The organism is Cellulosimicrobium sp. CUA-896 (assembly GCF_001942335.1).
GTDB lineage: Bacteria > Actinomycetota > Actinomycetes > Actinomycetales > Cellulomonadaceae > Cellulosimicrobium.
This window is the reverse complement of the sequence record NZ_MKKH01000011.1, coordinates 88605-113842: the sequence shown is the minus strand read 5'-3', so window position 1 is coordinate 113842 and position 25238 is coordinate 88605. Positions and strand designations below refer to the sequence as shown.

Genomic DNA, 25238 nt, shown 5'->3' with positions numbered 1-25238 from the left:
GCCGCCGGTCAGGCGCCCAGCATGTGCCCGCCGAGGTACTCCGTGACCTTGTCGAGCGCCACGCGCTCCTGGCTCATCGAGTCGCGGTGCCGGATCGTCACGGCCTGGTCGTCGAGCGTGTCGAAGTCCACCGTGATGCAGAACGGCGTGCCGATCTCGTCCTGGCGGCGGTACCGGCGGCCGATGGCTCCCGCGTCGTCGAAGTCGACGTTCCAGTACCTGCGCAGCTCGGCCGCGAGGTCCTTCGCCTTGGGCGAGAGCTGCTCGTTGCGGCTGAGCGGGAGCACGGCCGCCTTGACCGGGGCCAGACGGTGGTCGAGGCGCAGGACCGTGCGGGTGTCGACGCCGCCCTTCGCGTTGGGCGCCTCGTCCTCGGTGTACGCCTCGACGAGGAACGCCATGAGCGAGCGGGTCAGGCCCGCGGCCGGCTCGATGACGTACGGCACCCAGCGCTCGTTCTTCGTCTGGTCGAAGTAGGACAGGTCCTTCCCGGAGTGCTCCGCGTGCGTCCGCAGGTCGAAGTCCGTGCGGTTCGCGATGCCCTCGAGCTCGCCCCACTCCGAGCCGGTGAACCCGAAGCGGTACTCGATGTCCACCGTGCGCGTCGAGTAGTGCGACAGCTTCTCCTGCGGGTGCTCGTACAGGCGCAGGTTGTCGCGCGAGATGCCGAGGTCCACGTACCAGTCGGTGCGCGTGTCGATCCAGTACTGGTGCCACTGCTCGTCGGTGCCCGGCTCGACGAAGAACTCCATCTCCATCTGCTCGAACTCGCGCGTGCGGAAGATGAAGTTGCCCGGCGTGATCTCGTTGCGGAACGACTTGCCGATCTGGCCGATGCCGAACGGGGGCTTCTTGCGGCTCGCCCCCATGACGTTGGCGAAGTTCACGAAGATGCCCTGCGCCGTCTCCGGGCGCAGGTAGTGCAGCCCGGACTCGTCCTCGACCGGGCCGAGGTAGGTCTTGAGCATCATGTTGAAGTCGCGCGGCTCGGTCCACTGCCCGCGGGTCCCGCAGTTCGGGCACACGATCTCGGCGAGGCCGCCCTCGGGTGCGCGGCCCTTCTTCTCCTCGAACTCCTCGAGCATCTGGTCCTCGCGGAACCGCTTGTGGCACGACAGGCACTCGGTGAGCGGGTCGGTGAAGACGCCGACGTGGCCGGACGCGACCCACACCTGGCGCGGCAGGATCACCGACGAGTCCAGGCCCACGACGTCGTCGCGGCTCGTGACCGTCGCGCGCCACCACTGCTTCTTGATGTTCTCCTTGAGCTCGGTGCCGAGCGGCCCGTAGTCCCAGGCGGAGCGCGTACCTCCGTAGATCTCGCCCGACGGGAAGACGAACCCTCGCCGCTTGGCGAGGGAGACGACGGCGTCGAGGCGGGCGGACGGTGAGGGCGCAGCGGCCACGGTCATCACTCCTGGAGCTCACGGCCCCGCACGTGGCTCGTGGGGGCTGGTCGGGTCGGACGGGCGCCCGCGGGCGCCGACCGACCAGGCTACCCGTCGGTGACGCGCCTCACCGACCCGAATTTTGACATCGATTCTCACTAAGGCGGAGACTGGTCCCATGACCCGTCCCGCCCCGCGCCGTCGAGCCCTCGCCGCGCCCGCCGTCCTCGCCGCCACGGCGCTCGTCGTCGCCGGCTGCTCGTCCGGCGACGCCGCGGGCGAGGACGACGCGCGCCTCGACGTGCTGGCCTCGTTCTACCCGCTCCAGTACGTCGCCGAGCAGGTGGGCGGCGAGCACGTCGAGGTCGCCAACCTCACTCCCCCGGCGGCCGAGCCGCACGACCTCGAGCTCGCACCGGCCCAGGTCCGGGAGATCGGCGAGGCGGACCTCGTGGTGTACCTGTCGGGCTTCCAGAACGCGGTCGACGAGGGCGTCGAGCAGCGCGAGCCCGCCCACGTCGTGGACGCGGCCGGTCCGGCCGGCCTCGAGGCGCACCCCGACGGCGCCGGGCACGAGGGCGAGAGCGCGCAGGAGCACGCCGAGCACGCCGAGGAGGAGCACGACGAGGACGGCGACGACGATCACGAGCACGGTGCGGCCGACCCGCACTTCTGGCTCGACCCGACGCGGCTCGCAGCCGTCGGCGACGCGGTCGCGGACGAGCTCTCCGCGGTCGACCCCGACCACGCCGAAAAGTACCGCGCGAACGCCGAGGCCCTGACCGCCGACCTCGACGCGCTCGACGCCGAGTACGCCGAGGCGCTCGCACCGTGCGCCGGCGCCACGCTCGTCACGTCGCACGAGGCGTTCGGCTACCTCGCCGAGCGCTACGACCTGCACCAGGTCGGCATCTCCGGGATCGACCCGGAGGCCGAGCCGTCGCCCGCGCGTCTTCGCGAGGTGCGCGACGTCGTCCAGGGCCAGGGCGTGACCACGCTGTTCTTCGAGACCCTCGTCAGCCCCAAGGTGACGCAGACCCTCGCCGACGACCTCGGCGTCGACGCCGCCGTCCTCGACCCGCTCGAGGGCCTCGCCGAGGGCGCCACCGACTACCGTGAGGTCATGGAGTCCAACCTCGACGCGCTCACGTCCGGACTGGCGTGCGCATGACGGGCGCGGCCCCCCTCGTCGCCGCCCGCGACGTGCGCGTGAGCCTCGGCGGCAGCGAGATCCTGCGCGGGATCGACCTGACCGTGGGCGAGGGCGAGGTCGTCGCGCTCCTCGGCGCCAACGGGTCCGGCAAGTCGACGCTCGTGCGCGGGCTGGTCGGCGTCGTCCCGCTCAGCGCGGGCTCCGTCGAGCTCTTCGGCACGCCGCTGGGACCGCGCGTCCCGTGGCGGCGCCTCGGCTACGTCCCCCAGCGCCTCGCGGCTCCCTCCGGCATGCCGTCCACCGCTGCCGAGGTCGTCGCGTCCGGGCTGCTGGGGGGCGGCCGCCTCCGGCTGCCCCGCGGCTGGCGCCCCCGCGTCGTCGACGCCCTCGAGCAGGTCGGCCTCGCGGACCGGGCCGACGACTCCACGACCGAGCTCTCCGGGGGCCAGCAGCAGCGCGTGCTCATCGCGCGCGCCCTCGTGCGTCGGCCCGACCTGCTCGTCCTCGACGAGCCGGTCGCCGGCGTCGACAAGCCGAGCCAGGAGACCTTCGCCGCGACCATGTCCCGCCTCGTCGAGCAGGGACTCACCGTGCTCGTCGTCCTGCACGAGCTCGGCGCGCTCGCCCCTCTCATCGGGCGCGCGGTCGTCCTGCGGCACGGCCGGGTCGTGCACGACGGCGCCCCGCCGCGGCCGTCCGCGACGCACGCCGGCGCGACCCACCAGCACCAGCACCCCCACGAGCCCGAGGACGCGGAGCACGGCCCCACGACCGGGCTGTTCGGCACCTGAACCCCGACCTCGCGGCAGGTCCCGGACCGAGGAGCGGCACATGACGGGATCCTTCCTGTCCGAGATCGGGGCGATGCTCACCGACCCGCTCATGCAGCGCGCGCTCGTCGCGGCGCTGCTCGTGGGGCTGTCCGCGCCCGTGGTCGGCACGTACCTCGTGCAGCGGCGGCTGTCCCTCCTCGGCGACGGCATCGGTCACGTCGCGCTCACGGGCGTGGCGCTCGGCTGGCTCGTGGGGTCGGCGATGGGCCTCGTGCCGAACGCGCGCTCGCGATCCCAGGGGCGGTCGTCGCCGCCGTCATCGGCTCGGTGGCGATCGAGGTCGTGCGCGAGCGGGGCCGCACGTCGGGCGACCTCGCGCTCGCCATGCTCTTCTACGGCGGCATCGCCGGGGGCGTCCTGCTCATCGGCCTCGCCGGCGGGTCGTCCGGCAGCCTCATGCAGTACCTGTTCGGCTCCATCTCGACGGTCACGACCGCCGACCTCGTGCTGACCCTCCTGCTGGGTGCCGTCATCCTCGCCGTCGGCTCGGGCTGCGCGCCGCCCTGTTCTCCGTGAGCCACGACGAGGAGTTCGCCCGCGCCTCCGGGCTCCCGGTGCGAGGCTGAACATCGCGGTGGCGGTCGTGGCGGCGCTGACGGTGACCGTGTCCATGCGCGTCGTCGGCCTGCTGCTCGTCAGCGCGCTCATGATCGTGCCCGTCGCCGTCGCGCAGCTCCTCACGCGCTCGTTCCGGCGCACCATGCTGGTCGCGTGCGTCGTGGGCGTGCTCGTGTGCGTCGTCGGGCTCTCCATCACGTACTGGAACTTCCTGTCGCCCGGTGCGACCATCGTCGTCCTGGCCGTCGGGACCTACGTGGTCGTCGCCGCACTGCGCCCCGTGTGGGCGCGCCGCCGGCCGCGGGTGCGGCACGACCCGCACCCCGACCTTCCCGACGACGTCGACATCCCCGACGCCGGGCTCGTCCCCGCGGGCTCGGCGGCGGCCCGAACCACTCCCGGAGGTGACCCGTGCAGCGGATGACCCGCCAGCGCGCCGCGGTGTCCGACGCGCTCGAGGACGTCGAGGACTTCCGCAGCGCCCAGCAGCTCCACGAGATCCTGCGCTCGCGCGGGGACTCCGTGGGGCTCGCGACCGTGTACCGGACGCTGCAGAGCCTCGCCGAGGGCGGCGACGTGGACGTGCTGCGCACCGAGGAGGGCGAGAACCTCTACCGGCGGTGCGAGCGCCGCGAGCACCACCACCACCTCGTGTGCCGCTCGTGCGGTCGGACGGTCGAGATCGACGGGCCGACCGTCGAGGCGTGGGCGTCGCAGGTGGGCAGCGCGCACGGCTTCACCGACATCCAGCACACCATCGAGCTCTTCGGCACGTGCGAGCGCTGCGCGCAGCGGTCGGCGACCGGAGGGTCCCCCCGGGGCTGAGCCGTGCCCGCCGCGCTGGACGACGCGCCGTTCGCGGCGCTGTTCGCGTTCTTCTTCGCGGTGGTGCTCGTCCGCACGCAGGCGACGTACTGGGTCGCGCGGCTCGTGACGGTCTGGACGCTCGACCGGACCCGGCCCGTGCGGCCGTGGGTCGCCCGCGCGCACGCGTGGCTGTCCGGCGCCTCGACGGCGCGCGGCATCGAGGCGCTGCGCCGCTGGGGGCTGGTGGCCGTCCCGGCGTCGTTCCTCGCGACGGGCACCAAGACCGTCGTCAACGCGGCCGCGGGCGTCGTGCGGATGCCGTTCGGCCGGTACCTGCCCGTGATGCTCGTCGGCTGCGCGATCCACGCGACGATCTACGCGACCGTCGGCTGGGCGGTGTGGACCGCGGCCCTCGCCGCCGCCACCGGCTCGCCCGGGGGCGTCGGCGTCCTCGCCGCCCTCGCGGTCGCCGTGGTCGCGGCGGCCGTCGTCACGGTCCGGCGACGCCGCGCGGGCGGTGCGGCGACGGCGCCGCCGGCCCACGCCGAGGAGGTCACCGAGGGCACCGCGCCGGACGGGGCGACCGCCGGCCGATGAGTCCGGCCCGACCGGCCGGTCCCCGCTGCATGACGACCTTCCTCCTCGTCCCGGGCGCGGGCGGCACCCCGGGTACTGGCAGCGCCTCGCGCCCGAGCTCGCCTCGCGCGGGCACACCCCGCTGCCCGTCGACCTCCCCCAGCACGACGAGCGTCTCGGCTGGGACGAGCTGACCGACGTCGCGCAGGCGACGCTCGACGCGGCACCGGTCCCCGGGGCGCCCGTCGTCGTCGCGCAGTCCATGGGCGCGTACGTCGGCGGGCTCCTCGCCCACCGCGTCCCGGTCCGCCTCCTCGTGCTCCTCAACCCGATGGTCCCGCACCCGGGCGAGAGCGGCGGGTCGTGGTGGGACGCCACCGGTCACGACGACGCGCGGACCGCGGCCGGTCTCGGGCCGTTCGACCCGGTGCGGGACTTCTTCCACGACGTCCCGGTCGACGTCACGGCCCGCACCCTGGCCGGCGAGGACCGCGCCCCGTCGGCGCGCTCGTTCGCCGAGCCGTGGCCCGCGCCGGCGTGGCCCGACGTCCCGACCGTGGTGCTCCAGGGCCGCGACGACCGCCTCTTCCCGCCTTCCTTCCAGCGCGCGGTGACGCGTGACCGGCTCGGCCTCGACGTCCAGGAGATGCCGGGCGGGCACCTCGTCGCGCTGAGCCGCCCCGCCGAGCTCGCGGACCGGCTCCTCGCGCTCGCGGACGGCGCGCCGGCGGTGCCCTGACGCCGGGCGAGGGGCTCCTCAGCCCGTCGTGCCGACCGCGTCGACGGCGCCGCCGTAGCGACGGTCGCGGCGCGCGTACTCCTCGACGGCGCGCCACAGGTGCCGGCGGTCGACGTCCGGCCACGGCTCGGGCAGGAAGACGAGCTCGGCGTACGCGGCCTGCCACAGCATGAAGTTCGACGTGCGCTGCTCGCCGGAGCTGCGCAGGAACAGGTCGACGTCGGGCAGGTCGGGCTCGTCCAGGTACTTCTGCACCGTCCGCTCGGAGACCTTGGCCGGGTCGAGCCGGCCCGCCGCCGCCTCGCGCGCGATCGCCGCGGCGGCGTCGGCGATCTCGGCGCGCCCGCCGTAGTTGACGCACATCGTCAGCGTGCAGACGTCGTTGTCCTGCGTCTGCTGCTCGGCGACCTCCAGCTCCTTGATCACCGACGTCCACAGCCGCGGCCGTCGGCCGGCCCAGCGCACCCGCACGCCCCAGGAGTCCATCTCGTCGCGGCGACGGCGGATCACGTCGCGGTTGAAGCCCATGAGGAAGCGGACCTCGTCGGGCGAGCGCTTCCAGTTCTCCGTCGAGAACGCGTACGCCGACACGTGCCGGACGCCGATCTCGATCGCGCCCGCCACGACGTCGAGCAGCGCCGCCTCCCCGGCCTCGTGCCCCGCCGTGCGGGGCAGGCCGCGCGCGTTGGCCCACCGGCCGTTGCCGTCCATGACGACCGCCACGTGCTCCGGCACGAACTGACGCGGGATCGCGGGCGGACGCGCTCCGGACGGGTGCGGGAACGGCGGGACCACCGGGTGCGTGCGGCCCATCAGGCGTCCGTCCGCACGTCGTCCCGCTCCACCATGCGCAGTGATCGCAACGTTCTCTCCAGGTGATATTGGCCGTAGGCGGCGACGAGGCCGCTCGCCTCCTTGCGGTGCCGGGCGTCGGACGCGTCGGCGACGTCCCACTCCCCCGCCAGCAGCGCGGCGAGCAGGGTGAAGGTCTCGGGCGCGGGCGCCGTCGACCCCGGCGGGCGGCACCGCGAGCACACGGCGCCGCCCTGCGCGACGGCGAAGGCGTGGTGCGGACCCGGCTCGCCGCACCGTGCGCAGTCGGTGAACGTCGGCGCCCACCCGGCCACGGCGAGCGCGCGGAGCAGGTACGAGTCGAGCACGAGGTTCGGCGCGTGCGCGCGGTCGGACAGCGCCCGCAGCGCACCGGCGAGGAGCCAGTACTGCTGCACCGCCGGCTCGCGCTCCGCCGCGACGAGCCGCTCGGCCGTCTCCAGCATCACCGTGCCGACCGTGTACAGGGCGTAGTCCTCGCAGATGCGCCGCGCGTACGGGCCGACGGTCTCCACCTGCGTCACCGTGTCGAGCGAACGACCGGCGTGGAGCTGCACGTCGACCACCATGAACGGCTCCAGCCGCGCGCCGAAGCGCGACGACGTGCGCCGCACCCCCTTGCCGACGGCGCGCACCTTCCCGTGCTCGCGCGTCAGCAGGGTGACGATGCGGTCCGCCTCGCCCAGCTTCTGGGCGCGCAGGACGATCGCGTCGTCTCGGTAGAGGACCACGTCGCCATTGTCCCGCATCGCACCCACGTGACCGACCGGGCGGAGCGTCGGGGCGGCGTTGGGACGGCAGGGCCGGGGCGGAGCGGCGAGTCTACCATCCGCGGCCTCGTCCCTCGGCCGCTCCCGCCAGGCCCGCCACGACCCGCCGCTCCGCCCCGGCCCCGCCTTCGCGGCGACCTCACCGCCGGGCGACGGTGCGAGCGCACGAGGCGGGACTGGCGGCGCGTCAGATCGCGGCGCGCTCCGCGCGGTTGACGGCGGAGACGATCGCCTTGAGGGACGCGGTCGTGATGGAGGCGTCGATGCCGACACCCCACAGGACGTCGTCGCCGACCTGGCACTCGACGTAGGCGGCCGCGAGCGCGTCCCCGCCCTCGGACAGGGCGTGCTCGGCGTAGTCGAGGACCCGCACGTCGACGCCCACCTGGGCGATCGCGTCGACGAAGGCCGCGACCGGGCCGTTGCCCGTGCCCTCGAGCGTGAGCTCCTCGCCCCGGTCGACGACGTCGATGCTCAGCGTGTCCGGGCCCTCCTCGCTCGACGCCGCGCGCGTGGCACGCAGCTTGAGGCGGCCCCACGGCTCGAGCCCGGAGCCCGGCTCCACGGGCAGGTACTCGTCGGAGAAGATCCGCCAGATGTCGTCGCCCGTGACCTCGGTGCCCGCCTGGTCGGTGTGCGCCTGGACGGCCTGGGAGAACTCGATCTGCAGGCGGCGGGGCAGGTCGAGGTGGCGCTCGGTCCTCAGCAGGTACGAGATGCCGCCCTTGCCCGACTGCGAGTTGACCCGGATGACGGCCTCGTAGGAGCGGCCGACGTCCTTGGGGTCGATCGGCAGGTACGGCACCGCCCACACGAGGTCGTCGACGCCGACGCCCGCGGCCTCCGCGCGCGCCGTCATCGCGTCGAAGCCCTTGTTGATCGCGTCCTGGTGCGAACCGGAGAACGCGGTGAACACGAGGTCGCCGGCGTACGGGTGGCGCTCGGGGACGGCGAGCTGGTTGCAGTACTCGACGGTGCGCCGCACGTGGTCGATGTCCGAGAAGTCGACCTGCGGGTCGATCCCCTGGCTGAACAGGTTCATGCCGAGCGTCACCAGGCACACGTTGCCGGTGCGCTCGCCGTTGCCGAACAGGCAGCCCTCGATGCGGTCCGCGCCCGCCTGGTAGCCCAGCTCGGCGGCGGCGACCGCGGTGCCCCGGTCGTTGTGCGGGTGCAGCGACAGCACCACGTTCTCGCGGTGGTTCAGGTGCCGGTTCATCCACTCGATCGAGTCGGCGTAGACGTTGGGCGTCGCCATCTCGACCGTCGCGGGCAGGTTGATGATGACCTTGCGGTCCGGGGTGGGCTCCAGGACGTCGAGCACCTCGTTGCAGATCCGCGCGGCGAACTCGAGCTCCGTGCCCGTGTACGACTCGGGCGAGTACTCGTAGTAGACGGTCGTCCCGGGGACCGTCTCCTCGAACTTCTTGCACAGCCGCGCGCCGTCGGTCGCGATGCCGATGATGCCCTCGGGGTCGGACCGGAACACGACCTCGCGCTGGAGCACCGACGTCGAGTTGTACAGGTGGACGATGGCCTGCTTGGCACCGCGGATCGCGTCGTAGGTGCGGGCGATCAGGTGCTCGCGCGCCTGCGTCAGCACCTGGATGACGACGTCGTCCGGGATGCGGTCCTCCTCGATGAGCATCCGGACGAAGTCGAAGTCCGTCTGCGAGGCGGACGGGAACCCGACCTCGATCTCCTTGTAGCCCATCTCGACGAGCAGCTCGAACATGCGCAGCTTGCGCTCGGGGTTCATCGGCTCGATGAGCGCCTGGTTGCCGTCGCGCAGGTCGACGGCGCACCAGCGCGGCGCGTCGGTGATCCGGCGGTCGGGCCAGGTGCGGTCCGGGAGGGAGACGTCGATCTGCCGGTGGAACGGCAGGTACTTGTGGATCGGCATGCCGGACGGCTGCTGGGCGTTCGCCCGGGAGTCGGCGGGAGCGGGTGCAGAGGCGTTCATCGTCGGGTCCTTCGGGTCGTCCTGATCGGTGTCAGCCGGCATACCGACCACCGCGACGAGGGACCGGCTAGAGAGCCTCGCCGCGGCGACGAAGAAGGAGCGGCCGCATCAGGTGCACGCAGTCACTGTACCCCCGCCCCCGGCGTGCGTCGCCGACGTCCGCCCACCGGGCACGTCCGACGGCGCGGCACCGAGCGCCGTCGGACGTGCCCGCGGGGCGGCGGATCAACCGCGCCGTGCCCGCAGCGCGGCGTCGACGGCGGGGTCGCCGAGGTTGCCGAGCCACTCCAGCAGGGCGGGGTACGTCGACGGGTTGGAGGCCACCTGGGGCCGCAGGTGCGGCGCGTCCTGCACGATCTGCGCGAGGACCTCGAGCGGGGTCGACGGGTCGAGCGCCTGCTCCGCGGTGAACCCGGGCTGCTGCGGCGCGAAGCCCTGCGACGTCTGCCCCGGGCTCGCGTACTGCTGCGGGGCGTAGGGAGAGCCCTGCGACGGCGCGTACGCCTGCATCGGCGCCGTCTCGTCCGGCGAGGCCTGCCGGCCGTACTCCTGCTGGCCGTACCCCTGCTGGCCGTACCCCTGCTGGCCGTACCCCTGCTGGTCGTAGCCCTGCTGGCCGGGCGCGTGCTGCGCCTCGTCCGGGTAGGCCGGGAGGACGGCCGTGGTCTGCGCGTCGACGGGCGTCAGCCCGGGCCGCGCCGCGTAGCCGCTGCGCTCGGGGTGGATCGTCTGGACCGGCACGGCGCCGGAGGCGGCGTCGGGGGTCGGGTACGCCCCGGCGGCGCCCGCGGTCGCGCTCGGCCGGGCGGGCCGCGGCGCCTTCGGGGCCGGCGGCTGCCAGACGTAGGCGCGCTCCGCGTCCGCACCGGTGGCCGCGGGGGCGGGCCGGTGCTCGGCGAAGTACGCGCGGATTTCGCGCGGCACCGTCAGGGCGTACGCGGCGAGCAGCGGGAGGCCGAACGCGAGCAGCACGTGCTCGACGCCGCCGCCGAGGCGGACCCGGTTCGCGGTCACGACGAGCAGCACGATGCCCAGCACGGCGACGACGCCCGCCGCCCCGAGGGCGAGCGGCCGCCCGGTGGCGGCGTCGCGCGCGAGCGAGCGTCGGGCGACCAGGGCGACGCGACGACGAGCAGCCCGAGGACGACGGACAGGACGACGGGCGCCCCACGCCGGCCGTCGGCCAGGTCCAGCACACCGCTCAGCGCGAGGTAACCGGCGACGACCGCGACGAGGTCGAGCCGCGCACCGCGACGCCGACCCAGGTCCGGCTGGCCGGGGCCGGCGTCATCGCCCGGTGCACCGCCGGGGACGACGCCACGGCCGCGAGCGCGGGGACGAGGACGAGACCGAACCGGCCGAGGTGCGTGCTCTCGAACGTCAGGATGCCGTTGTTCCCGGAGCCGAGGACGAACGTGGCGGCCAGGGCGATACCGAGGCCGACCAGCGTGAGGCGCGCCGCCTCGGACCGCCGCCACGTGCCGAGCGTCGGCAGGCCGGCGAGCGCGACGACGAGCACCGCGCCGAGCAGCACGAGGAGTACGCCCACGGCACCGATGAGGTCCGTGCCCGTGACCGTGAGCACGACCGTCAGGACCGTCGTCACGACGAGGACCGCGCCGAGCACCGCCAGGACGCGCAGCCACCGGCTCGAGACGTCGCGGTCCAGCTCCTCGGGACCCAGCTCGGACTGGCGCGGCTGGGCCGCGAGGAGAGCACCAGCGAGGCCGAGGCCGACCGCCGACCCGACGCCTCCCCACCCGTCCGTGAGGTCGCCGCCGCCGACGAGGTCGACGACGAGATAGACCGCCACGAGCAGGACGTACGGGGCGTTGGCGAAGAGGCGGGCGCGGCGGGTCGTGTGGACGGTCCACGTCGTCGGCAGCACGCCGGCGCGCGCCAGGTACGGCAGCGCGAGCGTGAGCAGCGACAGGATCGTCAGGAGCACGACCTCGACCTTGTCCGACGCCCGGTGCGCGACGTCCCACGGGAGCGCGAACGACACGAGGAGCAGGACGGCGGCGACCCCGTCGCGCACGTAGTCGCTGACCGGGATCCCGGCGAACGGCGAGACGGGAGCCTGCCCGCGGTCGTCCGGGTCGCCGGGCGCGGCAGCCGGACCGGTCCGCGTCTCCTCGTCCGGCGGCGTGCCGGGCGTGGCGTCTCCGGCGTCCGCCGGGTTCCGGCCGGTCCCGGGCTCGGCCGCCTGGGTCTGCGGCTCGCCGGCCGCTCCCGTGTCGTTGGTCATCGTGCACTCCCTACGCCTGTCGCACGGTGCGGGCCGCACACGCGCCGGGCATGACCGCCCCGACCGTTTCTACCGGTTCATCACGAGCGGCTCAACCGGGCGGTCGGCGGTCCTCACGACACGGCCGTCAGCCGGTCGCCGCCCAGCAGGAAGAGCCTGCCCTGCGCGGTGAAGACGTGGTACGTGCCGTCCGGGACGGGCCACCGCCACTCGACCGCACCGTCGTCGAGCGCGAGGGAGACGAGCTCCGGCGGCCGCCCGTGCCGCGCGTGCGTGACGACGAGCGAGCGCCCGTCCGTGAGCGCGGGCCAGCGGCCCCGGTCCGGCAGCCGCACGGCCCACCGCTGCTGCCCGGTCTCGACGTCGACCGCGTGGTACGTGGTCTCGCTCTCGAGCACGGCCAGGCCGTCGAGCCGCAGCACCGCCCGGTAGGCGCTGACCGGCAGCGTCCACACCGGAGCCCCGGTCGCGGCGTCGACCCCGGCCACGCCCCCGAAGGTGTTCGCGAGGAGCACGCCCGGCACCGATCCGTCGCTGAGGGGCGCCTCGAGCGCCCGGCCCCGGAACCGGAACGACTCCTGCCCGTCCGCCGAGAAGACGCTCGCCGTGCCGCTCCCGTACGCGGTGCCGACGTACCGGCCGTCGGGCATCCGCACGACGGTCCAGATCTGGCCGTCCTCGATCGGTGCGCCGTCCTCGGTGAACGTCGCGACGACGCCCGGGGCGACGAGCGCGACGACCCCGCGAGACACGTCGAGCGCGACGCCGGGCTGCGGCGCGCGCGCGGCCAGACGTGCCCGTGTGACGCGGTCGTGCTCGAGCCGACGCTCCCACCGCGGGGCCCCCGTCGCGGCGTCCTCGCGGGTGACGACGACGTCCCGGCCCGACAGGCGCGCCCGGACGACGTCGGCCTCGCCCACGGGCGCGATCGCGTCCCCGGCCACGTCGACGACCCGGGACCCGGCCGTGCGACCGGTGTCCGCGCGCACGACCGTCAGCCGGAGCCGGCCCGCCTCGCGGACGGGGGCGAGGCAGACGATGACGTCCTGCGCGACGCGCTCCGGCCCCGGCAGGCACGCCGCCGCCTCGTCGAGCCGCTCCGAGCGCCAGACCGGCCGCCCGTCGTCGAGCGCGTGGGCGGTGAGCCGACCGTCGAGCGTGACCACCGCGCCGGGTGCGACCACGACGCCGCCGCGCGGGTCGACGGGGACCGACCACGCGACCGAGGGCGGGGACCCGAGGGGCTCCAGCCCGCCGGAGAGCGCCGCGACGTCGACGGTGCGGGCGCCGTCGGCCACGGTGGTGGCCACGACCGACCCGGCGAGGGCGAGGAGGACCGCGACGACGGCCCAGGCGGCACGGTGCGCGGGCCGCCCGCTCCCCCGCCCGGGCGCGGCGCCGGTCGCGTCGACGCCGTCCGCGTCACCTGGTCCGCCGACCTCGTGCGGTCCGTCCGGGGCGGGATCGGCCTCGGACGCCGGCTCGAGGTCGAGGTCGAGGGCCAGGAGCTCCACGGTCAGCGGTTCGGCGTGCTCGTCCGTGGACCCGCCTGCCCCGCCCCGGGCGCGCGCCCCGTCGTCCCGCGAGAGCCGACGCCGCCTCACCTCTCCACTGTAGGCAGGGCGCCGACCGCGCGCGTGTCAGATCCCGAGCTGGTACACGCCCCAGTACGCGAGGACGACGAGCAGGACGGTCGTGCCGACGAGCACGCAGCCGAGCATCACGCGGGCGGAGACGCCCTGCGCGAGGCTCACCGCGACCGGTCCGTGGGCGGCCGCGCCGCGGCGGTCGTCGGTGCGGTCCTCGGGGCGGTCGCCCGTCGGGTCCTCGGGGCCGTCGCGCGCCGGGTCCTCGGGGCGGTCGACCGTCCCGTGGCCGGGGCGGTGGTCGAGCCGGACCGTGCGGCGACCGGCACGGAGCTCGAGCCAGCGGTTGAGGAGCTGCGCCGCAGCGACGAGCGTCGCGAGACCCGCCAGCCGCACCGCGACCCAGCCGCCCTGCACGACCCAGGCGTCCTTCTCGTAGTCGAGGGCCAGCCGCGCGACGGCCAGCAGGTAGACGACGAGCCCGACCGTCGTCGCGATGGCGCCCACGCCGAGTGCCAGCAGCGGCCACCGCACGCCGGGTGCAAGCCCCGTCGGGCGCACCGTGCGGCCGACGACGCGCCGCAGCCGGCCCACCAGCACCGCCGCGGACCGCACGAGCGGGCCGAGGACGAGCACCCCGACCGCGGCCACGACGAGGGCGACGAACAGGTCCCCGTTGCCGAGCCACCGCGGTGTCGGGACCGGGCCGGCGAGGTACTGCTGGTTCGGCTGCGCCCCGGCGACCTGGGGCGGCGCGTCGGCGCTGGCCGGCAACGACTGCACCCAGGCGGCGACGTCGCGCGGGAACTGCGGCACCAGCTCCTCGCCGACCTTGATGCCGTGGTTCGCCCCGTCGTAGTAGCGCACCGTCGTCCCCGCCCCGGGCTGGTCGGCGGTCGCGTCGAGCACCTGGCGCGCCCCCTGCTCGACCGGCATGGACGGGTCGGCCGTGCCGTAGACGACGAGCACGGGCTGCGAGAGCTCCTCCAGGTACGGCTCGACGTCGAAGTCCGCGTACTCGAAGCCGCCGCCGGGGATGGCCATGCCGACGGCCCGCGGGATCGCCCGGAACACGCCGTGCGGCACGTCCGTGTTGCGCAGGTAGCTGTCGACGGCGAACGCCGCCTGCTCCCGCGGCGGCACGACGGGCGCCGAGACGAGCACGCTGAAGGCGATGCGCGGGTCCTGCGCCGCCATGACCGGCACGATCCAGGTGCCCTCCGACTCCCCGTACACCCCCACCGCGTCCGGGTCGACGCCCGGGCGCTCGCGCAGGAGCTCCACGGAGCGCGCGTAGTCCTGGGCCATCTCCGCGTAGTCGCGGTGCCGGGTCGTGTAGGTGTCGAGACGCTTGTCGGGCACGAGCGTGACCACGCCGGCGCTCGCGAGCTCGGTCGCGACCTCGACGAAGGCCTCCGTCGCCTTCCCCGTGCCGGCGCCGTGCACGAACACCATGCCCGGCCGGTCGCCGTCGGCCCCGACCGGCTCGCGGAGGATGCCGCCGACGCTCGTGCCGTCGAGGCGGACCGTCACGGGCGTCTCGCGCACGTCGTACGTCCCGATCCCGTCCACGCCGCCGGAGGGCTGCCCGCCGATCGTGGTGTCCGACGTCGCGGGCTCGAGGTGCTCGGCGACCGGCTGCGGGTCCCACTGGGGACCGGTCACGGCGCCGACGACCGCCAGCACGACCGCGAGAGCAGCCGTCGTCGCGGCGGTCCGGAACGTCACCGGGGCATCGTACGTCGCGCCGCCCCCCTGGCCAGCCACCCGCGGGGCGGCCGCCGGTCAGAAGCCCAGGCGGTGCAGCTGCTTGGGGTCGCGCTGCCAGTCCTTCGCGACCTTCACGTGCAGGTCGAGGTAGACGCGCGCGCCGAGCAGCGCCTCGATCCCGCGCCGCGCGCGCGTCCCGACGTCGCGCAGGCGCGAGCCGCCGCGCCCGATGACGATCGCCTTCTGGCTGTCGCGCTCGACGAACAGGTTGACGCGCACGTCGAGCAACGGCGGGCGGCCGGACCGCTCGTCGCCGCTGCCCTCGCGCGGCACGATCTCCTCGACCTGCACCGCGAGCGAGTGCGGGAGCTCGTCGCGCACGCCCTCGAGGGCGGCCTCCCGCACGAGCTCGGCGACCATGACGGCCTCCGGCTCGTCCGTGAGCTCGCCGCCCGGGTAGAGCTCGGGACCCTCCGGCAGGTGGGAGACCAGCACGTCGGTGAGCACGTCCACCTGGTACCCGTCCTGCGCGGAGACCGGGACGATGTCGGCCCACCCGCCCGCCTGCTCCCCCAGCGCGTCGACCGCGAGGAGGTGCGCGGCGAGCGTGCCGCGGTCCACCAGGTCGGCCTTCGTCACGACGGCGACGACGGGCGTGCGGTGCCGCCCGCGCCGGACCTCGGCGAGCTCGTTCGCGATGAACCGGTCGCCCGGGCCGATCTTCTGGTCCGCGGGCAGGCAGAAAGCGATGACGTCGACCTCCGTCAACGTCTCGCGCACGAGGTCGTTGAGCCGCTCGCCGAGCAGCGTGCGCGGTCGGTGCAGCCCCGGGGTGTCCACGAGGACGAGCTGGGCGTCCGCGCGGTGGACGATGCCCCGGATCGTGTGGCGCGTCGTCTGCGGCCGGCCGGAGGTGATGGCGACCTTCTGGCCGACGAGCGCGTTGGTCAGCGTCGACTTGCCGGCGTTGGGGCGCCCCACGAGACAGGCGAAGCCGGACCGGTGCTCGGGTGCGTGCTCGGACGGGTGCTCGGACGGGTGCTCGGACGGGGTGGTGCTCACGGGGTGTCCTCCGGGGTGGAGCGCGCGGCGTCGGACGACGCGGCGGGGGCGGGCGGGCGACGACGGACGGCGGTCTCGTCGCCGGTGTCCTCGTCGTCCGTGCGGGCCGCGCCGCACGCGACGCGACGAGCGTCGCGAGCTGCTTGCGGCGACCCTGCACGCGGTCGGCCTCGAGCACCAGACCGTGGACCTCGGCGGACGACCCCGGCAGCGGGACCTTCCCGAGCGCCTTGGCGAGCAGGCCGCCGGCGGTGTCCACGTCGTCGTCGTCGAGGGCGAGGTCGAACAGGTCGCCCAGCTCGTCGACGCCCAGCCGGGCCGGCACGCGCAGCCGCCCGTCGCCGAGGTCCTCGACCTCGGGCTCGGGCCGGTCGTGCTCGTCGGTCAGCTCCCCGACGATCTCCTCGAGCGCGTCCTCGATCGTCACCAGCCCGGCGATGCCGCCGTACTCGTCGACGACCATCGCGATGTGCGAGGCCGACGCCTGCATCTCGCGCAGGAGGTCGTCCACCGGCTTGGACTCGGGCACGAAGATCGCGGGCCGCGCGACCTCGCCGACCGGTCGGTCCCGTTCCCCGGGCACGGCGTCCAGCACGCGCACGACGTCCTTGAAGTACGCGACGCCGACGAGGTCGTCGGCCGACGTGCCGGTGACCGGCACGCGCGAGAACCCCGACCGCAGGAACAGGGCGAGCACCTTGCGCAGCGGCGTGTCCCGCGGCGTCGTGACCATGTCGGTACGCGGCACCATGACCTCGCGCGCGAGCGTGCTGCCGAGCTCGAACACCGAGCGGATGAGCTCGCGCTCCTCGTCCTCGATGACCTCGGACTCGTTGACGCGGTCCACCATGTCGCGGAGCTCGCGCTCGTGCGCGCCGGCGTCCGGGGCGGGTGCGAGCCGCGTGAGCCACCGGGTCGCCCCGGCGAGCGCCGTGAGCGGCCCGGAGAGCGCGAGGAGCACGCGCACGGCGTGCCGCCGGCCGAGCGAGCGCGGGCTCGCCCGCACCACCACGAGCCCGACGACGACGCTCACCACGAGCGCGACGAGCAGCACCTGCCACCACGGGTCGAGCCAGGCGGCGACGAGCAGCGTCAGGCACGTGACCGCCGCGACCTCCGCGACGACGCGCACGAAGCCCACCGACCGCGCGGTCGCGCCGGGGTCGGCGAGCAGCGCCAGCGCCCGCCGGGCGCGCGGGCCCGTGGGCCCGGCCGGGTCGTCGCCGGTCGCCTCGAGGACCGCGGTGCGCGTGACCCGCAGCACGGCCGACTCCCCGGCGCTGAGCACCGCCGCGAGGGCGGCCGCCAGGACGGTCAGCGCCGCGAGGAGCGCGACGGGTCCGCCGCTCACCGGCCCGCGAGGAAGGTCAGGAGGAGCTTGCGCTGGAGCGCGAACATCTCCTTCTCCTCCTCCGGCTCCACGTGGTCGTAACCGAGCAGGTGGAGGATGCCGTGGGTCGTCAGGAGCAGCATCTCCTCGACGGTCGAGTGGCCCGCGGCGCGCGCCTGCTGCGCCGCCACCTCGGGGCACAGCACGACGTCGCCGAGCTGGCCCGGTCCGGACACCTCGCCGTCGCGCCCGGGACGCAGCTCGTCCATGGGGAACGACAGCACGTCGGTGGGGCCGGGCTCGTCCATCCACCGCACGTGCAGCTCGGTCATCACGTCGGTGTCGACGAAGAGGATCGACAGCTCGCTCTGCGGGTGCACGCGCATCGCGTCGAGCACGTAGCGCGCGAGCGCCGCGAACTCCGCCTCGTCGACCTGCGCCTCGGTCTCGTTGTTGACCTCGATGCTCACCTGTCGTTCCTCGTCCGTCGGTCCCTGTCGGCGGCGCGGCCGCGCCGGTCGTCCTGGCGGCCCCGCGCGTCGGCGGACGCCGCGACGTCCCAGCGCGCGTACGCGTCGATGATGTCGCTCACCAGCCGGTGCCGCACCACGTCCGACGACGTCAGGCGGCAGAACTCGACGTCGTCGACGCCCGTGAGCACGTCCTCGATGACCCGCAGGCCGGACGACGTGCCGCCGGGCAGGTCCACCTGCGTCGCGTCGCCCGTGATGACCATCCTCGAGCCGAACCCGAGGCGCGTGAGGAACATCTTCATCTGCTCGGACGTCGTGTTCTGCGCCTCGTCGAGGATGATGAACGAGTCGTTGAGCGAGCGTCCGCGCATGAAGGCCAGGGGCGCCACCTCGATCGTCCCCGCCTCGATGAGCTTGGGGATCGACTCGGGGTCGATCATGTCGTGCAGCGCGTCGTACAGGGGCCGCAGGTACGGGTCGATCTTCTCCGTGAGGGAGCCCGGCAGGAAGCCGAGCCGCTCGCCGGCCTCGACGGCCGGCCGCGTGAGGATGATCCGGTTGACGTGCTTGGACTGCAGCGCCTGCACGGCCTTGGCCATCGCGAGGTACGTCTTGCCGGTGCCCGCGGGGCCGATGCCGAACGTGATGGTGTTCGCGTCGATCGCGTCCACGTAGTGCTTCTGCCCCACCGTCTTGGGCCGGATGGTGCGGCCGCGGCTGGACAGGATGTTGAAGGTCAGCACCTCGGCCGGGCGCGAGGCGGTGGCGGCGGTCAGCATCCCGATCGACCGCCGCACCACGTCCGCGGTGAGCTGCGTGCCCGCCTCGACGACCTCGACGAGCTCGTCCAGCAGGCGCGAGGCGAGCGCGACCTCGCCGGGGGGCCCGGTCACGGAGATCTCGTTGCCGCGCACGTGCACGTCCACGGCGGGGAACCCGTCCTCGACGGCGCGGAGCACGGAGTCGCCGCTGCCCAGCAGCGCGACCATCGGCACGTGACCCGGGATGACGATGCGGTGCTCGACCCGGTGCTCGGGGGCACGGTCGCCCGTGGGGGCGGCGTCGGGTGCGGTGTCTCGTGGGAGGGATGTCATGAGCCGGCTTGCGCCGTCGCGCTCCTTCGTTCGGGTCAGGGTGCGTGCCGTGCGGCCCACCCATCGTACCGAGCCGCCGCTGCCCCGACACGTCCTTTCACGCAGGGCGCACCGGCCCCCGGCCCGTCCGCGCTCAGGCGGGCGACCAGCCCAGCTCGGCGCCGGCGACGACGTGGCCGTGCACGTGGAACACGCTCTGCCCGCGCGGGACCCGAGTTGAAGATCAGCCGGAACTGGCCGTCCGCGAGCTCGCCCGCGACCTCGTCCGCGAGCGCGACGACGTCGCTCAGCAGCTCCGGGTCGGCGGCGGCGAGCTGCGCGATGTCGCCGTGGTGGTCGCGCGGCACGACGAGGACGTGCACCGGCGCCTGCGGGTCGATGTCCTTGAACGCGATCGAGCGCTCGCTCGTCGCGACGACGTCCGCGGGCAGCTCGCCCGCGACGATGCGGCAGAACAGACAGTCGGTGGATGCGCCCGTGCTCGTCATGCGCCCGAGGCTAGTGCACCGGACGCCGCGCCGCCCGGGGCGAGGACGGAGCCCCCTGGCGCCGTCGGGTCAGTCCTCGACGCCCCACCGGCCGAGCCGCTGCGCGAGCAGCGCGATCGCGACGGGGCCGGCCGTGGACGTGCGCAGCACGTGGGGTCCGAGGCGCGCCGCGACGGCGCCGGCCGCGGTGAACGCCGCGAGCTCGCTCTCGGAGATGCCGCCCTCGGGACCGACCACGACGAGGACCTGGGGCGCGCCACCGGGCCCGGCGTCCGCGGCGCCCGGCTCCTGCCCCCGGCGCGGCGCCGGCAGCGGGACGTCGGCGAGCGCGGTCGTCGCCTCCTCGTGCAGGACGATCGCGCGGCCGCCGGCGGCGACGACCTGGCCGACGCGCTCCGCGAGCCCGCGCGAGTCCACCGGGAGCTCCACGCGCGGCAGCCGGGCGCGCCGGGCCTGCTTCGTCGCGGTGCGCACGGTGCCGAGCCAGCGTGCCCGGGACTTCGCGGCACGCTCGCCGCGCCACACGACGACCGAGCGCTCCGCCTGCCAGGGCACGACGGCGTCGACGCCGACCTCGGTCGCGGCCTCGATCGCCATCTCGTCGCGGTCGCCCTTGGCGAGCGCCTGCACGAGCGTGACGACGACGCCGGGCGCCGGGTCGACGGCGACCTCCTGGACGAGCAGCGTGACGCGGCCCGCGTCCGCGTCCTCGACGACGCAGCGCAGGCGCAGCCCGTCCCCGTCGACCACGTCGACGCGCTCGCCGCGCCCCTTGCGCTGCACGACCCCGGCGTGGCGGCCCTCCGCGCCGTCGAGCACGTAGCGGTCGCCCGCGACGACGTGCTCGACGCCGCTCTCGGCGAGGAAGACGGGCGCGCTCACCGGGGCACCTCGGCCACGCGTCCCATCCTCAGCGCCCCGACAGCTTGTCGCGCAGCCGCGAGAAGACGCCCGGGTGGGCGGCGGCGAGCCGGGGCTCGGGCCGCTCCTCCCCGCGCAGCGACGCGAGCGAGCGCAGCAGCTGCTCCTGCTCCTCGTCGAGCGCCGTGGGCACGTGGACCTCGATGTGCACGTTGAGGTCGCCGCGGCCGCCGGCGTGCAGGTGGCCGACGCCGAGGTTCTTCAGCGTGACGATCTGCCCGGGCTGGGTGCCCGGTCGCAGGTCGATCTCCTGGAGACCGTCGAGCGTCTCGAGCTCGAGCGTCGTGCCGAGCGCGGCCGCGGTCATCGGGACCTGGAGCGTGCAGTGCAGGTCGTCGCCCCGGCGCACGAAGGTGTCGTGGCTGCGCTCGCGGATCTCCACGTACAGGTCGCCCGCCGGCCCGCCCGCGGGCCCGACCTCGCCCTGCGCGGTGAGCTTGATGCGGGTCCCGGTGTCGACGCCCGCGGGCACGGTGACGTTGACGGTGCGGCGGCTGCGGACCCGGCCCTCGCCGGAGCACTCCGCGCAGGGCTCGGGGATGACGGTCCCGAAACCCTGGCACGCGGCGCACGGCGCGCTCGTCATGACCTGCCCCAGGAACGAGCGGGCGACCCGCTGGACGGTGCCGCGGCCGTGGCACACGTCGCACGTGCGCGGGGACGTGCCGGGGCGGCAGCACGAGCCGCCGCACGTGCCGCACACGACGGCCGTGTCGACCTGGAGCTCGCGCCGGGCGCGAAGGTCGCCTCCGCGAGGTCGATGTCGAGGCGCACGAGCGCGTCCTGGCCGCGCCGTGCCCGCGGGATGGGTCCCTGCTGGGCCTGGCCGCCCCCGAAGAACGTCTCGAAGATGTCCTGGAACCCGAAGCCGCCGCCCATCGGGCCGCCCGCGCCGCCACCGGGGCCGCTCGGGTCGACACCGAGGTCGTACTGCTGGCGCTTCTCCGGGTTCGACAGCACCTCGTAGGCACGCGCGACGTCCTTGAACCGGTCGCCCGCGTCCTCCCCCGCGACGTCGGGGTGCAGCTCGCGGGCGAGCCGGCGGTACGCCTTCTTGATCTGCTCCGGGCTGGCGTCGCGGGCCACGCCGAGGATCTCGTAGTAGTCGCTCACACGTCACTCTCTGCTGGTGCCGGACGCCGGGACGCGGTCCCGGCGTGGTCGGTGGTCGTGGGGTCGCTCACAGGTGTGCGGGCGGGGCGCGTCACGTGCCGAGGGCGCGCGACAGGTAGCGGGCGACGGCGCGCACCGCGGCGATGGTCCCGGGGTAGTCCATGCGCGTGGGGCCGATCGAGCCGACCAGGGCCACCGTGTCGCCGTCGTTACCGTAACCGGTCGTCACGACGGACGTCTCCGCCAGCCCCTCGAGCTGGGTCTCGTGGCCGATGCGCACGCTCACCCCCGACTCCGCGGCCATCTCCGTGAGCAGGCCGAGCAGCACGACCTGCTCCTCGAGGGCCTCGAGGACGGGCCGCAGCGCGTGCTCGAACCGCATGCCGGCCCGCGCGAGGTTCGCCGTCCCGGCGAGGACGAGACGCTCCTCGCTCTCCTCGGCGAGCGTCTGCGCGACGAGCTCGCCCACCGCCCGCACGAGCGGCGCGTCGTCGGGGTGGAACGTCTCGGCGACGTGCGCGAACCCCAGGGTCAGCTCGGCGAGCCGCTTGCCGGCGGCGGCCGCGTTGAGCCGGGCGCGCACCTGGGCGAGCGTGCCCTCGTCGGGCACGCTCGTGACCTCGAGCGTGCGCTGCTCGACGCGCCCCGTGTCCGTGATGATGACGACGAGCAGGCGTGCGGCGCCCAGCGGGACGAGCTCGAGGTGACGCAGGCCCGACCGCCGCAGCGACGGGTACTGCACGACGGCGACCTGCCCGGTCAGGTGCGCGAGCAGGCGGCCCGCCCGCGCGATGACGTCGTCGAGGTCGACCCCCTCGGACAGGAACGTCTCGATCGCCCGCTTCTCCGGCGCCGACAGCGGCTTGACGCCCGAGAGGCGGTCGACGAACAGCCGGTAGCCCTTGTCCGTCGGGACGCGCCCCGCCGAGGTGTGCGGCTGGGCGATGAACCCGGCCTCCTCGAGCGCGGCCATGTCGTTGCGGATGGTCGCGGGCGAGACGCCGAGGTCGTGGCGCTCCGTCAGCACGCGCGACCCCACGGGCTCGCGCGTGAGGACGTAGTCCTCGACGATCGCCCGCAGGACCTCGAGCCGGCGCTCCTCGCTCACGTCCACCTCCCGCGTACTCGCGTGCACCCGACCTGGCGCGCCCTCCGGGGGCGCGGTCGGGGCAGGGTCGGCACTCTCGGACCCCGAGTGCTAATCCTACGCGTCCGGCGCGGTCGTCCCGCGACGCTCCGCTCGCCGCGAACGCAGGTCGACCACGCCGACCAGCAGGGCGGCCGCGACGAACCCGATGGTCACGAGCATCGCGCGGCTCGAGGCGACGGCGCCGTCGTCGCCGCTCGCGAGCCCGCCGTAGTAGACGGAGAGGATGACCGAGACGCCCACCGCCGAGCCGACGCGCTGCCCGACCTGGATCATGCTCCCGGCGACGCCCGCGCTGCCGACCGGGACCTGCGCGAGGGCGAGCGTCTGGTTCGGCGCGATGACCATGCCGCTGCCCGCCCCCGCGACGAGGAGCGCGCCGGCGAGCGCCGGGCCGACGACGCCCGGCTCGTCGTCGAGCGTGCGCACGAGCAGGTCCGCCGTCACGGTCCCGGCGAGGACCAGGCCGAGGCCCAGGACGACGAGCGGACGCCCCCAGCGGGCGACCGCGCGCCCCGACAGCCACGCCGAGACCCCCGACGCGACCGCGAAGGGCGTGCCGACGAGACCGGCCTGCAACGGCGTGTACCCCACGTCGTCCTGCAGGTGCAGCGTGACCACGAGGAAGATGCCGGTGAACCCGGCGAAGTACGCGGTCCCGAGCAGGGCCCCGTTGCGGAACGACGACAGCCCGAGGACCTGCGGGTCGAGCACCGCGGCGCCGACGCGCCGCTGGTAGCGGCGCTCCCAGACGGCGGCGACGGCCGCGCCCCCGACGCCGAGCGCGAGCCACCACCACCGCGACGGGTCGTCGTCGACACCGGTCGTCGTGACGAACGGGAGCATGACCCCGACCGTCGCGAGCGCCAGCAGGACGAGCCCGACCACGTCGAGCCGCCGCGGCCCGCCGCGCACCACCGACCTGGGCACGAGGCGCCACGCGAAGGGCAGCAGCACCGCGATCACCGGGATGTTGACGAGGAACACCCAGCGCCACCCGGTCTCCGGGCCCGCGAGCGCGATGATCACCCCGCCCAGCACCGGGCCGAGCGCCGTCGAGACGCCGATCGTCGCGCCGAACATGCCGAAGGCACGCCCCCGCTCGGGGCCCGAGAACAACTGCTGGATCAGTCCCACGACCTGGGGGTTGAGCAGGCCGGCGCTCACCCCCTGGAGCAGTCGCGCCGCGCCGAGGAGCGTGCCGTCCGGCGCGAGCCCCGAGGCGAGGCTGAAGAGCGCGAACCCGACGAGCCCCGCGATGAACAGCCGTCGCCGCCCGCCGGCGTCGCCGAGACGCCCCGCCGGCACCAGCGCGAGGCCGAACGCGAGCGTGTACCCCGCGACGACGAGCTGCAGCTGGGTCGGGCCCGCGTCGAGGGACTCCTCGATCGAGGGCAGCGCCACGTTGACGATGGACACGTCGAGCGTCGTCACGAAACCCACCGCGAGGCAGACCCACAGCACGTGCCAGCGTCGCCGATCGTCTCCCGGGGTCCGCGTCACCGGTCCGTCGTACCACCCGGTGCGGCCTCCCGCGCGTCGGTCCGCGCGTGCACGGCGCGGCGATCCTAGGGTGTCGCCGTGCCCACCGACCGCTACGGCTCCGACGTCCTCGGCGGCCCCGCCGCCGCCCACCACCGTGCCCGGCCCGTCTCCCGGCCGCAGCCCGCGGAGCGCGGGCTCGTCGTCGAGGAGGTGCAGACGGGCTGGGTGGGCGCGGTCGTGCGCGTCGAGAAGTCCGGCGGCATGCACGTCGTGGTGCTCGAGGACCGCCGCGGTCGCACCCGCTCGTTCCCGCTCGGTCCGGGCTTCTGGGTCGACGGCGCGCCGGTCGAGCTCACCGTCCCCGTGACGTCGCGCGCACCGGCCGCCCCGGCCCGCACCGCCTCCGGCTCGCGCGCCGTCGCCGGGCAGCGTGCGCGCGTCGCGCGCGGCAGCCGGATCTGGGTCGAGGGCAAGCACGACGCCGAGCTCGTCGAGAAGGTCTGGGGCGACGACCTGCGCGTCGAGGGCGTCGTCGTCGAGCTCCTCGACGGCGTGGACAACCTCGCCGAGGCGCTCGCGGAGTTCGGCCCGACGCCGCAGCGCCGCGTGGGCGTGCTCGTCGACCACCTCGTGCCGGGCAGCAAGGAGCGACGGATCGCCGACGCCGCCCTGCGGACCGTCCCGGCGGGCACTGTGCTCGTGCTCGGCCACCCGTACGTCGACGTGTGGGAGGCGGTCAAGCCGGCGCGCGTCGGGCTGCAGCGGTGGCCCGTGATCGAGCGCGGCACCGAGTGGAAGCGCGGCATCCTGCGCGAGCTCGGCTGGCCCGCGGGGTCGCAGGCCGACGTCGCCCGCGCCTGGCAGCGCATCCTCGGCACCGTGCGCACCTACGCCGACCTCGAGCCGTCGCTGCTCGGCCGCGTGGAGGAGCTCATCGACTTCGTCACCGCCCCGACCGGCTGA

The 25238-nt window shown here is 74.9% G+C and carries 20 protein-coding genes and 4 pseudogenes; 7 read left to right on the top strand and 17 right to left on the bottom strand.

What is annotated here, in order from left to right:
• Positions 1–8: 8 nt before the first annotated feature.
• Entirely contained in the window at positions 9–1412 is a 1404-nt protein-coding gene (locus BJF88_RS05090; RefSeq protein WP_075827999.1) for a glycine--tRNA ligase, read from the bottom strand.
• Positions 1413–1566: 154 nt separating this feature from the next.
• Here BJF88_RS05090 and BJF88_RS05085 point away from each other — a divergent pair, with 154 nt between their 5' ends.
• The 6 genes and pseudogenes from BJF88_RS05085 to BJF88_RS05060 all read left to right on the top strand — a co-directional run bounded on the left by BJF88_RS05085 (position 1567) and on the right by BJF88_RS05060 (position 6054).
• Positions 1567–2559, top strand: coding sequence for a metal ABC transporter substrate-binding protein (locus tag BJF88_RS05085; protein WP_075827998.1), 993 nt, complete (start codon positions 1567–1569; stop codon positions 2557–2559).
• Positions 2556–3332, top strand: coding sequence for a metal ABC transporter ATP-binding protein (locus BJF88_RS05080; protein WP_075828058.1), 777 nt, complete (start codon positions 2556–2558; stop codon positions 3330–3332). The genes BJF88_RS05085 and BJF88_RS05080 overlap by 4 nt, the downstream gene beginning before the upstream one ends.
• A gap of 40 nt (positions 3333–3372) precedes the next feature.
• Positions 3373–4356, top strand: a pseudogene (locus BJF88_RS05075) (metal ABC transporter permease).
• Entirely contained in the window at positions 4353–4757 is a 405-nt protein-coding gene (locus BJF88_RS05070; protein ID WP_075828057.1) for a Fur family transcriptional regulator, read from the top strand. Before BJF88_RS05075 ends, BJF88_RS05070 begins: the two are co-directional and overlap by 4 nt.
• A 3-nt stretch (positions 4758–4760) precedes the next feature.
• A complete protein-coding gene (locus BJF88_RS05065; protein WP_075827997.1) occupies positions 4761–5336 on the top strand; it encodes a hypothetical protein in 576 nt (191 codons plus the stop codon).
• A complete protein-coding gene (locus BJF88_RS05060) occupies positions 5257–6054 on the top strand; it encodes an alpha/beta fold hydrolase (RefSeq protein WP_255371764.1) in 798 nt (265 codons plus the stop codon). The genes BJF88_RS05065 and BJF88_RS05060 overlap by 80 nt, the downstream gene beginning before the upstream one ends.
• Positions 6055–6072: 18 nt before the next feature.
• Here BJF88_RS05060 and BJF88_RS05055 read toward each other — a convergent pair whose 3' ends face one another.
• The 16 genes and pseudogenes from BJF88_RS05055 to BJF88_RS04960 form a co-directional block, all read right to left on the bottom strand.
• Complete coding sequence (locus BJF88_RS05055) at positions 6073–6867, bottom strand: isoprenyl transferase (protein WP_075827996.1); 795 nt, start codon at positions 6865–6867, stop codon at positions 6073–6075.
• A complete protein-coding gene (recO, locus tag BJF88_RS05050) occupies positions 6867–7616 on the bottom strand; it encodes a DNA repair protein RecO (RefSeq protein ID WP_075827995.1) in 750 nt (249 codons plus the stop codon). The genes BJF88_RS05055 and recO overlap by 1 nt, the downstream gene beginning before the upstream one ends.
• Before the next feature lie 226 nt (positions 7617–7842).
• Positions 7843–9618: a 2-isopropylmalate synthase gene (gene leuA / locus BJF88_RS05045; RefSeq protein WP_075828056.1), complete on the bottom strand. Its 1776-nt coding sequence runs from the start codon at positions 9616–9618 to the stop codon at positions 7843–7845.
• A gap of 225 nt (positions 9619–9843) precedes the next feature.
• Complete coding sequence (locus BJF88_RS21295; RefSeq protein WP_075827994.1) at positions 9844–10656, bottom strand: hypothetical protein; 813 nt, start codon at positions 10654–10656, stop codon at positions 9844–9846.
• A gap of 163 nt (positions 10657–10819) precedes the next feature.
• Positions 10820–11866, bottom strand: a complete 1047-nt coding sequence (locus BJF88_RS05030; protein WP_075827992.1) for a hypothetical protein — start codon at positions 11864–11866, stop codon at positions 10820–10822.
• Between the two features lie 113 nt (positions 11867–11979).
• Positions 11980–13470, bottom strand: coding sequence for a PQQ-binding-like beta-propeller repeat protein (locus BJF88_RS05025; RefSeq protein WP_075827991.1), 1491 nt, complete (start codon positions 13468–13470; stop codon positions 11980–11982).
• A 36-nt stretch (positions 13471–13506) separates the two neighbouring features.
• Complete coding sequence (locus BJF88_RS05020; protein ID WP_075827990.1) at positions 13507–15180, bottom strand: prolyl oligopeptidase family serine peptidase; 1674 nt, start codon at positions 15178–15180, stop codon at positions 13507–13509.
• A 57-nt stretch (positions 15181–15237) separates the two neighbouring features.
• Positions 15238–16224, bottom strand: coding sequence for a GTPase Era (gene era, locus BJF88_RS05015; RefSeq protein ID WP_075827989.1), 987 nt, complete (start codon positions 16222–16224; stop codon positions 15238–15240).
• Between the two features lie 157 nt (positions 16225–16381).
• A pseudogene (locus BJF88_RS18075) lies at positions 16382–17575 on the bottom strand (hemolysin family protein); the annotation flags it as partial.
• Positions 17572–18024, bottom strand: a complete 453-nt coding sequence (gene ybeY / locus BJF88_RS04990) for an rRNA maturation RNase YbeY (protein ID WP_075827988.1) — start codon at positions 18022–18024, stop codon at positions 17572–17574. The pseudogene BJF88_RS18075 and the gene ybeY, both read right to left, overlap by 4 nt.
• Positions 18021–19121: a PhoH family protein gene (locus BJF88_RS04985; protein ID WP_075828055.1), complete on the bottom strand. Its 1101-nt coding sequence runs from the start codon at positions 19119–19121 to the stop codon at positions 18021–18023. The genes ybeY and BJF88_RS04985 overlap by 4 nt, the downstream gene beginning before the upstream one ends.
• A gap of 133 nt (positions 19122–19254) precedes the next feature.
• Positions 19255–19609, bottom strand: a pseudogene (locus BJF88_RS04980) (HIT domain-containing protein).
• Between the two features lie 69 nt (positions 19610–19678).
• On the bottom strand, positions 19679–20491 hold the full coding sequence (locus BJF88_RS04975; protein ID WP_075827987.1) for a 16S rRNA (uracil(1498)-N(3))-methyltransferase: 813 nt from the start codon (positions 20489–20491) through the stop codon (positions 19679–19681).
• 28 nt (positions 20492–20519) lie between these two features.
• Positions 20520–21643: pseudogene (dnaJ, locus tag BJF88_RS04970) on the bottom strand (molecular chaperone DnaJ).
• Between the two features lie 91 nt (positions 21644–21734).
• Entirely contained in the window at positions 21735–22751 is a 1017-nt protein-coding gene (hrcA, locus tag BJF88_RS04965; RefSeq protein WP_083648881.1) for a heat-inducible transcriptional repressor HrcA, read from the bottom strand.
• Positions 22752–22847: 96 nt separating this feature from the next.
• The gene (locus tag BJF88_RS04960; protein WP_255371763.1) at positions 22848–24254 is read right to left on the bottom strand and encodes an MFS transporter; all 1407 of its coding nucleotides are present in this window, start codon (positions 24252–24254) and stop codon (positions 22848–22850) included.
• 117 nt (positions 24255–24371) lie between these two features.
• On the opposite strand from BJF88_RS04960, the gene BJF88_RS04955 reads away from it, so the two are divergent.
• Positions 24372–25238, top strand: coding sequence for a DUF3097 domain-containing protein (locus BJF88_RS04955; protein WP_075827984.1), 867 nt, complete (start codon positions 24372–24374; stop codon positions 25236–25238).